Here is a 9,626-nt window from a genome sequence, read left to right as displayed (position 1 = left end):
GCGAAGCGGCGGCCGGGGTTGGTCTCGAGGCCGAAGTCGACGCGCATGCGTTCGGTGCCCGCGGCGTGCGCCTCGGGGTGGATCGCCGCGAGGTCGGCGGTGCCGAAATAGCGGCGGAGCTGGTCGTCGAAATCCATGCCGCCCTTTTTGGCGCGTTCGCGCTGCTTGGCAAGGTCGCGCGGCAAAATCGGGCGATCCGAAAGCCCGCCCGGTTGTCATTCGCATGGCCGCCCGATAGGGCGGCGTCCGTGAAGACGAGCATCGAGATCGGAACCGACAGCACCGGGCAGGGCGTGCACATCAACGTCCAGGAACTGCTGGCGACGCGGCTGCTCGTCCAGGGCAATTCGGGGTCGGGCAAGTCGCACCTGCTGCGCCGTATCCTCGAGGAAAGCGCCGAGCTGGTGCAGCAGATCGTGATCGATCCCGAGGGCGATTTCGTGACGCTCGCCGACGCGTACAGCCATGTCGTGATCAATGGCGGCGATTATAACGAGCGCGAAATCGCGGCGATGGGCGCGCGCATCCGCGAGCATCGCGCATCGATCGTGCTCAGCCTCGAATCGCTCGACATCGAGGCGCAGATGACCTGCGCCGCCGCGTTCCTGAACGCGCTGTTCGATGCGCCGCGCGAGCATTGGTTTCCCGCGCTGGTCGTGGTCGACGAGGCGCAGATGTTCGCACCCAGCGTCGCGGGCGACGTCGCCGACACTGTCCGCCGCGCGAGCCTGGGCGCGATGACGAACCTGATGTGCCGTGGGCGCAAGCGCGGCCTCGCGGGTGCGATCGCGACGCAGCGGCTTGCCAAGCTCGCCAAGAATGTCGCCGCCGAGGCGAGCAATTTCCTGATGGGGCGCACCTTCCTCGACATCGACATGGCGCGCGCCGCCGACCTGCTCGGCATGGAGCGGCGGCAGGCCGAGGCGATCCGCGACCTCGAGCGCGGGCACTTCCTCGGGCTTGGTCCGGCGATCTCGCGGCGTCCGCTCAGCGTCCGTATCGGCGCGACGCACACCGCGACGCGGATGGGGACGCACAACCTCATGCCGCTGCCTGTCGCCGGCGGCGAGGATATGCGCTCAATGCTGTTCACCGAGATGGAGGCGCCGGTGGCGCCGCGCGTCTTTGCGCCCGAGCCCGAGCCTGTGGCGGCGAGCGAATTGCTCGAACGGATCGCGGCGGTGGAGGGGCTCCACGAAGATGTGGACGCCCCGGTCGTGCTCGACATCGTCGAGGCGGCCGAAGAGGCGGGGCACAGCGACGCCGTGGTGATTGCGATGCTCGAAGAGATGCTCGAGGACCCCGACAGCGCCTTTCAACCCGAAGCGCTGCTGTACCAGGATTTTTCGGTGCGTTGCCGGATGCAGCGGCTGAAGAAGGTGCCGCTCGACCTCGCCGCCTTCCGCCGCCGCTTCGCATTGGCCAAGGGCGGTGTGTTCGATCCCGCCGACCCGCGCTGGCGCGAGGCGCTGTCGGTCTCCGAACGCCTGCCCGACGACATGGTCGCCCCCTTCCTCCAGATCGCGCGCGCGGCGATGGAGGGCGAGGCCTGCCCCGACGACGACATCCTCGGCCGCGCCTATGGCAGCCGCTCGCCGGGGCGTATCCGCCGCCTCGTCGAATATATGGAAAAGCAGGGCGCGATCGTCGTGCGCTCCGATTTCGGCGGCCGGCGATCGATCGGCATTCCCGAGCTGGGGCTGAGCACCGAGGCGGAATAGGGGCAGCGGGTGCCCTGGCAAATTCACGTTTGTCCTGAGGAGCCATTGAGCTTGTCGAAATGGCGTCTCGAAGGACCTGAGCGCCAGTGTCCTTCGAGACGGGTCCCTTCGACTGCCTTGCAGGCGCTCAGGACAGGCTTCGGCTGCGCTCAGCCCCTCCTCAGGACAAACGATTCAATCCAATCGGCGCGAACACTACCCCTTCTTGAACAGCGCCTCGGCGATCGCCTTGTGGCTGGTCGCGGCGCTGCGGTGCGCCTTGACGCGCTCGATCTCGCCTTCGAGTATTTCGATACGCTCGCCCAGTTCATCGACCGACAGCGGATCGAGCGGCTGTTTGACCAGGGCCGCGAGTATATCGTCGCGGCGGCGGGGAAGGTCGTCATCGTCCATGGCCAGTCCTTTCTCGCTCCCTCTCTCTCGCTGGTCCCCGATTTGAAAGCGCGCGACTGTTGACCGGTGTCGCCACACTGTCAATAAGGCGGGGCAGTGGGAAAAAAGTGACCAGCGGGGGAATATCAGCGTGACCAGCTTGCCAGCGAGCATGACCGCCATCGCCATCAGCGCGCCGGGCGGGCCCGAGATGTTGCAGCCGGTGACCAGACCGGTGCCGCAGCCGGGAGCGGGCGAGGTGCTGATCCGCGTCGCCGCCGCGGGGGTCAACCGCCCCGACGTGCTCCAGCGCATGGGTTTCTATCCGCCGCCGCCGGGCGCGTCGGACCTGCCGGGGCTCGAGGTCGCGGGGACGATCGTCGCGGTCGGGGCGGGGGGCGACCCCGAACATCTGGGCCAGCATGTCTGCGCGCTCGTCGCGGGCGGCGGTTACGCCGAATATTGCGTCGCGCCCGCGGGAAGCTGCCTGCCGGTGCCGAAGGGCTTTTCGATGGCCGAGGCCGCGGCGCTGCCCGAAACCGTCTTCACCGTCTGGCATAACCTCTTCGAACGCGCGTGGGTGAAGGAGGGCGAGGCCGTGCTCGTCCACGGCGGCACCAGTGGCATCGGGACGACCGCGATCGGTCTGTGCAAGCTGTTCGATATCAGGATCATCGTGACCTGTGGCAGCGCCGACAAATGCGCCGCGGCGACCGCGCTCGGTGCAACCCAAGCGGTCGATTATTCGACCGAGGATTATGTCGAGGCGGTCAAGGCCTTCACCGGCGGCAAGGGTGTCGACGCTGTGCTCGACATGGTCGGCGGCGATTACCTGCCGCGCAATCTCGCGTGCCTCGCCGAGGACGGGCGCCATGTCACCATCGCCTTCCAGCGCGGCGCGAAGGTCGAGTTCGACATCGCCGACGTGATGCGCCGCCGCCTGACGCTGACCGGATCGACGCTGCGCGCGCGCAGCGCCGACTTCAAGGGGGCGCTCGCCGACGAAATCCATGCCACGCTGTGGCCGCGACTTTCCGAGGGCGGGTGGAAGCCCGCGATGGATCAGCGCTTCCCGCTCGCCGAAGCGAGCGCCGCGCATGCGCGGATGCAGGCGGGCGAGCATGTCGGGAAAATTGTGCTGACGGTGGAGTAAGCCCGGGAACGTTGCGCAATTCCAAAAGTTAATAGGGGAACAGGGGCTGACGTTAGGAGATTTCCCACGATGAAACCCCGCCATGATTTGCGTACCCTCTTCCTTCCCGCCACCGCCATTGCGCTTTCCCTTGCCGCCTGTTCCTCCCAGCCTTCCGATGAAAAAGCACCCACCGCATCCTATGACGGGAGCGTCGGTGCGGAGAGCAAGGCGGCCGAAACCGCGCCTCCTGCGATCAAGCCCGTCGATATTCCGACGCGCGGCGGCGACGGCTCGCCGATCGAACTGACTGCGCTCACCGAAGGCGACGTCGGCGGCGCGAAGCTGAAGGGCGAGCTTGGGTGCAGCTTTGCCGCCGATGCGGCCGCGCCGCCGCTCCTGGTCGCGAAGGGCAATGTCGCGTCGGCCGATCCCGCGCGCGGGCTCGTCAAGGTCGGTGACACGATCGAAACCGTCTCCGCCAACGGCGGGTTCGACGCGATCGCCAAGGGCACCAAGTTTTTCGGCAAAAGCCTGCAGCTTCGCGTCGCGCTGACCGGCCCCGCGCAAGGCGGCGGCGAATCGCCCCCGCGTCCGGCGACGCTGACAGCGGACCGCGCCGATGGCGCGCAGCGTGTCTTCGCGGGGCTTTGGCAGTGCGGCCCGTAGCGACTGCACCCGCCGCTTGCGAGCGCGGCCCGATCAACGCATAGAGAATACCGCGGGCTCGCATGCCCTCACCCAGCTTCGACGAGCGAGCAAGCTCGCAAGTCTCTGCATCCGGTGCCGGTTGAACAGCGCCCCGCGCTGTTCAGGGCATGCTGGGAGCATGCCCGACCCGGCGCCCCCCCAAGAGGAGAGGGAGTAAGGCTTGCTCCATCGGCCAAACGGGTCTACATCGCAGCCTGCACGGCCGCCCCGCGAGGGGCGGCCCTTATTATTTCCGCTTGGAGAAACCCGGCCATGGCCAATCCCGATGCCACCCCGCTGATGCCGCACGCGACCGCCGCCTGGCTGGTCGACAACACCGGTCTCACCTTTGTCCAGATCGCCGAATATTGCGGCATCCACATCCTCGAAGTCCAGGCGATCGCCGACGAGACCGCCGCGACCAAATATACAGGCCGCGACCCCGTCCGCGCGCACGAGCTGTCGATGGAAGAAATCGAAAAGGGTCAGGACGACCCGAACTACAAGCTCAAGATGAGCAAGCAGGCGCAGGACACGATCCGCCGCACCCGCGGCCCGCGCTACACCCCGGTCAGCAAGCGCCAGGACAAGCCCGACGGCATCGCGTGGATCCTGAAGAACCATCCCGAGGTGTCGGACGGCGCGATCGGCAAGCTGATCGGCACGACGCGCAACACGATCGGCGCGATCCGCGACCGCAGCCACTGGAACAGCGCGAACATCGTGCCCAAGGATCCGGTGACGCTCGGCCTCTGCTCGCAGCGCGAGCTCGACGCGCTCGTCGCCAAGGCGGCAAAGAAGGCGGGCATCAAGGCGCCCGAAGACAGCCGTTTCGAAGGCGACCGCGAGGCGCTGCTCGAAGAGCTGCGCGCCGAACGCACCGCCGCGAACGAAGCACGCGCCGCCGAGGAAGCCAGCGAAGCGGCAAGCGACGCGACGGCAGACTGACGCGTGTCATCGGGGCATGATGACGACAATATCCCGGCGGCCAGCGGCTCGCCGGATGCCTCGCTGACCCAGGACGACAGCTTTACCGCGACGAGTCACGCGGGGCTCACCTATCCGTGGGGCGACGCCGCGCCCGCGTCGGGCGAGACGATCCGTATCGCGAACGGGATCAGCTGGGCGCGCATCCCGATGCCGGGGTCGCTTGGCCATATCAACAGCTGGCTGCTCGACGATCATGATGGCGTCGCGGTGGTCGACACCGGCATCTGCCTCACGATGTGTTCGGACGCGTGGAAGGCACTTTATGCCGGCGCGCTGAAGGACAAGCGGATTACCCGCGTCATCGGCACCCACCTCCACCCCGACCATATCGGCCTCGCCGGCTGGATCGCGAAGAAACAAAGCGTGAAGCTGTGGATGACGCGCGGCGAGATGCTGACCGCGCGCGCGATCGTCGCCGATTCCTCCGACACCGCACCCGACGAGGTGCTCGTGCAATCGCGCGCTGCGGGCTGGGACGATGTCGCGATCGAGACGCAGCGCACGCGCGGCTGGAACATGTTCCAGCGCATGATCTTTCCGCTGCCGCGCAGCTATGTGCGGATCGAGGATGGCGACCGGCTCGACATGGGCGCGCACCAGTGGCGCGTCGTTGTGGGATCGGGGCACAGCCCCGAACATGCCTGCCTGTGGAACGAGCGCGAGGGCGTGCTCGTCTCGGGCGATCAGGTATTGCCGCGGATCAGCTCGAACGTGTCGGTCAACATCACCGAACCCGACGCCGACCCGCTCGGCGAATGGCTGGCGTCGATCGACAAATTGCTCGGCGTTGTGCCCGTCGACGTCACCGTCTGCCCCGCGCACGGCGAGCCGTTCAAGGGGCTGCACGTCCGGCTGATGGCGCTGCGCGACGAGCATCGCATGCGGCTCTACAACCTCGCCGAGGCGGCGGCGAAGGCGCCGATGCGTGCGGTCGACAGTTTTCCCCTGCTGTTCAACCGTCCGATCGGTGAGCATAATCAGGGGCTCGCGACCGGCGAGGCGCTGGCGCATCTGAAGCGGCTGGAAGTCGAAGGCCGGGTGCAACGCGAGGATCGCGACGGCGTTTGGTGGTATCACGGGGTGACGTAAGCTGGCCTAACGCGGCCTTTGCATGATCCAGCTGAACGCCATCGCGTTGAAGATGGTGTAGAGGCCATAGAGCATCATCGCGGTGAACCAGTTCCGCGTCGCGATCGCCATCGCGCCGACCAAAAGCAGGAACTCGAAGACATAGGTGATGTGCGGCCCGGCCTTGTCGGCGAGCGGCTTGACCATCTGCTGGACCAGCGGGTCGTCGCTTTCCATGAAGGCGCGGTGCATCGCGAAATTACCGATGCCAGCGCAGAAAATGGCGATGATCGCGATCAGCATAGGTTTGCAGATGGGGCAGCCGGGGTGGAAATGCCAGCAACTTTCGGGTTATAGGGGGCCATCGGACGCGCTCTGGCTGCGCTAATGATCGAACGAACCCGGCTTTCTGCCCCCAGAGAAGGACGTCTTCGGTGACATCTCTCCCCCGCTTCGCGGCCCTTGGCCTGTTCGCCCTTGCCGCCCAGTCGGCACAGGCGTCGCAGGAACCGGTGAACCCGCCGCAGCCCAATCCCGCGCTCGCCGATCCGGTGCTGGCCAATCCGTTTCCTATGGAGGTCGTGCCGCTCCACCCCTTGTTGCCCGATGAAGTGCGCGCGATGATCGACGCCGCGATCGCGAGCGGCGAGGATGCCGACGTCGAAGCGGTGGTCAAAGTCGCCAGACTGGCCAATCCCTACAGTGCCCGGGAAATCGACGCGCTGCTCGCCGAATATCGCAACAGGCACGCGCCGGTGGTTCCGCCCGACCCGGTGAGCAATATGCTCGCCGCCGCGATCGCGAGCGGCAAGGATGCCGATGTCGAGGCGGTAGCAAAGCTCGCGAAAGCGACCAATCCCGACGACGCGGCGGAGATCGAGGCGCGGCTCATCGCCTATCGCGCCGAACGAAAGCGGTTGAAGGACGAGGCGGCGGCGGCCGCGCGCGCAAAACTGGCTGCGGCGAAATTCTGGCAGAACTGGAAAGGCGAGGGGCAGATCGGCGCCTCGCAGAGCAGCGGCAATACCAAGTCGGCGGGACTCAGCGCGGGGGTCGCGCTCGCGCGCCAGGGGATCGACTGGAACCACAGGATGCGCGCGCAGGCCGATTACCAGCGCACCAACGGCCAGACGTCGGTCGAACGCTATCTGGTCGAGATGGAGCCGCAGTACCGGATCAACGACCGCACCTTTGCCTTTGGTTTCGGTCGGTGGGAACATGACCGGATATTGGGATACGATACGCGCTGGAACCTGTCGGGCGGGCTCGGCTACAAAGTGATCGACAACAAGAAGATGACGCTCAGCTTGAAAGGCGGACCGGCGTTTCGCCAGACCGATTTCGTGAGCGGCGAAGAAGACACCGAACTGACCGCGCTGGCGGGGGTCGATTTCGGCTGGCAATTGTCGCCGACGCTGCGGCTGACGCAGGTCGCGTCGACGATCATCGGCGAGGCCAATGGATCGACAAGCTCGCTGACCGCGCTCAATGCGAAGCTGACCGGCGCGCTGTCGGCGCGCATCGCCTATTCAGCGCAGATCGACACAAGCCCGCCGCCGGGCATCGAAAGCGTCGACACCCAGACGCGGTTTACCTTGGTGTACGGTTTCTAGAACGCACCAGGTCAGCTTCCGTCAAACGCATTGGCGCTGCCGATCTCCTGTCCGTCGGCGAGGAGGCCGACGCCGGGGACATGGTTGAATTCGATCCGGATGCCGTCGGGATCCTCGAACAATACCGAATAATAGCCCGGCGCCCATGGCTCCTCCTGCGGCGCATGGACGATGTGGATGTCGTCCCGCCCCTTCAGGAAGGCATGGACGCGGTCGATCGCGGCGCGGTCGCGCATACGAAAGCAGGCATGGTGCAGCCCCGGCGCGCCCTGGTCGAAGCGCTTGCCGGCGTTCTCTGGGCTGCCGGTGCGGATGCCGATCGCGGTGCGGCCGCCGACGCCATAGAGCATATGCTCGCTGTCGAGCACGAGCTTGAGATCGAGATAGGCGATCATGTCGCGCCAGAACGCGGTCGAGCGTTCGAAATCGCCCGCGGTCAGGATGACATGCGCAACCCCGTTGAGGTCGCCGGTCATTTGATCGCCGCGAGCGTGTAGAGGAATTCGGCAAAACCCATCGTCGCGTCGACCAGCCCCGCGACCTTGGGATTGGTCGAATCGATCAGGAAATATTCGTCGGGAGCATGCGCGCCCGAACCATGGCCGATGCCGAAATGCGCAGCAGGGATCGACACCGGCGGTGCGGTGAAGGTCGAGCCGGGCCAGCTGCCCGCCATCCGCGGGTTGAGGCTCGTCGCCACGCCGAGCTTCTTGTAGGTTGCGAGTTCGGTGCGGATCAGGCGGCTGTTCTCGGCGACCTCGGTCGGGTCATAGCCGCCCGAGACATTCGCCTCGACATCGGTAAAGCCATGCTTGTCGAGATGCGCGCGCAGCTTCTTCTCGGCCTCGGCGCGCGTCTGGTTGGGGACGAGGCGCAGGTCGAGCTTGGCGACCGCGCGGCCGGGAAGCACGGTTTTGCCGCCGGGGCCGGTATAGCCCGCGACGAGCCCCTCGATATTGACCGTCGGTTCCTGTGCCAGGCGGATCAGCGCATCGTCATAGGAGAGATTGTCGATCCAGTGGGTGACGCCGAGCGCCGCCTTCTGCTGCGCCTCGTCGCCCGCCTTTGCCGCCTCGCGGATCAGCGTTTTTTCGCGTGTCGTGAGCGGGCGGACATTTTCGAACCAGCCCTCGATCGCGGGCTTGTTGCCGTCGGGGGTGACGAGCGTCTGGAGCGCCTGCACCAAGCGCCATGCGGGCGAATCGACCATCGCCTTCAGGCTCGAATGCACGTCACCCTTCGGCCCGCGGCCCCATTTCTCGCCGCTCGCGACCAGTTCGAGCTCGATGATCCCCTTCGACCCCAGATTGACCGTGACGTTGCCGGTCTTGCCCTGCGAAGCGAAGGGGATGAAGATGCCTTCGCATTTCTTGAGCGCGGCGAGGATGTTCGGCTTGGTCGCGATCTGGCGGAAGTGCGGCGATCCGATCTCCTCCTCGCCTTCGCACACGAGGACGATGTTGACCGGCAGCTTGCGCCCCGCGGCGCGGATCGCGTGGAGTGCGGCGAGGAAGGTCGCCTCGGGCCCCTTCTGGTTCACTGCGCCGCGGCCCATGATCGCCTGCCCGAAACCGGGACGTTCGACCATCTTGCCCTCGAGCGGCGGCGACGACCATTCGGCGGGGTCGAACTGTTTGACGTCGTACATGAAATAGATGCCGAGCGTGCGCGGTGCGCCGACGTCGATTGTACCGAACACGCCGGGGTGGCCATCGGTCGGAACGATCTCGACATTGGTGAAGCCCGCGTCCTTCGCGAGCTCGGCCATATAGGCGGCGCCCTCGGGCATGCTGCGGTTCTCGGCGGCGATCGAGGGCAGGGCGATCCAGTCGCGGATGCGCTTGATCGAGGCCGCCTTGCCGGCTTCGGCCGCCTTGCGGACGTCGGCCATCGATCCCGATTGGGCGAGGAGGGGCAACGGGCTCATGAAGGTCGCGCCCGCTCCCAGCATCGCGGTGCCGCGGAGCATGTCGCGGCGATTCAGTCGGTCGAAATTGCGGAAATCCATCCTGCGTCCCCTGCCTGCTTCGTATACGAACC

10 protein-coding genes and 1 pseudogene are annotated in these 9,626 nt (G+C 66.4%); 6 read left to right on the top strand and 5 right to left on the bottom strand.

All coding sequences use genetic code 11. The features are described 5' to 3' along the window. Positions 1-185: pseudogene (locus tag V6M50_RS20105) on the bottom strand (hypothetical protein); the annotation flags it as partial. Positions 186-248: 63 nt separating this feature from the next. Between V6M50_RS20105 and V6M50_RS20100 the strand changes: the two are divergent. Next, positions 249-1,721, top strand: coding sequence for an ATP-binding protein (locus tag V6M50_RS20100; protein WP_332820360.1), 1,473 nt, complete (start codon positions 249-251; stop codon positions 1,719-1,721). A gap of 195 nt (positions 1,722-1,916) precedes the next feature. Here the strand turns inward: V6M50_RS20100 and V6M50_RS20095 are convergent, their stop codons facing one another. Then, the gene (locus V6M50_RS20095; protein ID WP_332820359.1) at positions 1,917-2,114 is read right to left on the bottom strand and encodes a DUF1192 domain-containing protein; all 198 of its coding nucleotides are present in this window, start codon (positions 2,112-2,114) and stop codon (positions 1,917-1,919) included. Between the two features lie 151 nt (positions 2,115-2,265). Between V6M50_RS20095 and V6M50_RS20090 the strand changes: the two genes are divergently transcribed. From V6M50_RS20090 to V6M50_RS20075, 4 genes are all read left to right on the top strand, one after another. Further along, positions 2,266-3,246: an NAD(P)H-quinone oxidoreductase gene (locus V6M50_RS20090; RefSeq protein WP_332820358.1), complete on the top strand. Its 981-nt coding sequence runs from the start codon at positions 2,266-2,268 to the stop codon at positions 3,244-3,246. Positions 3,247-3,315: 69 nt separating this feature from the next. Then, positions 3,316-3,894 carry a hypothetical protein gene (locus tag V6M50_RS20085; RefSeq protein WP_332820357.1) on the top strand — a complete coding sequence of 193 codons (579 nt, stop codon included), beginning with the start codon at positions 3,316-3,318 and terminating at the stop codon, positions 3,892-3,894. Between the two features lie 321 nt (positions 3,895-4,215). Continuing rightward, positions 4,216-4,863 carry a DUF1013 domain-containing protein gene (locus V6M50_RS20080; protein ID WP_332820361.1) on the top strand — a complete coding sequence of 216 codons (648 nt, stop codon included), beginning with the start codon at positions 4,216-4,218 and terminating at the stop codon, positions 4,861-4,863. A gap of 3 nt (positions 4,864-4,866) precedes the next feature. Next, complete coding sequence (locus tag V6M50_RS20075) at positions 4,867-5,994, top strand: MBL fold metallo-hydrolase (protein ID WP_332820356.1); 1,128 nt, start codon at positions 4,867-4,869, stop codon at positions 5,992-5,994. A 6-nt stretch (positions 5,995-6,000) separates the two neighbouring features. On the opposite strand, the gene V6M50_RS20070 is transcribed toward V6M50_RS20075, so the two are convergent. Then, positions 6,001-6,276, bottom strand: a complete 276-nt coding sequence (locus V6M50_RS20070) for a hypothetical protein (RefSeq protein ID WP_332820355.1) — start codon at positions 6,274-6,276, stop codon at positions 6,001-6,003. A gap of 131 nt (positions 6,277-6,407) precedes the next feature. On the opposite strand from V6M50_RS20070, the gene V6M50_RS20065 reads away from it, so the two are divergent. Then, positions 6,408-7,586, top strand: coding sequence for a DUF481 domain-containing protein (locus V6M50_RS20065; RefSeq protein ID WP_332820354.1), 1,179 nt, complete (start codon positions 6,408-6,410; stop codon positions 7,584-7,586). 11 nt (positions 7,587-7,597) lie between these two features. Here V6M50_RS20065 and V6M50_RS20060 read toward each other — a convergent pair whose 3' ends face one another. After that, a complete protein-coding gene (locus V6M50_RS20060) occupies positions 7,598-8,062 on the bottom strand; it encodes a VOC family protein (RefSeq protein WP_332820353.1) in 465 nt (154 codons plus the stop codon). Continuing rightward, entirely contained in the window at positions 8,059-9,594 is a 1,536-nt protein-coding gene (locus tag V6M50_RS20055) for a M20/M25/M40 family metallo-hydrolase (protein ID WP_332820352.1), read from the bottom strand. The genes V6M50_RS20060 and V6M50_RS20055 overlap by 4 nt, the downstream gene beginning before the upstream one ends. Positions 9,595-9,626: the final 32 nt, after the last annotated feature.

The sequence above is a fragment of the Sphingopyxis sp. genome (assembly GCF_036675685.1).
Lineage (GTDB): Bacteria > Pseudomonadota > Alphaproteobacteria > Sphingomonadales > Sphingomonadaceae > Sphingopyxis.
This window is presented reverse-complemented; position numbering and strand designations above follow the sequence as displayed.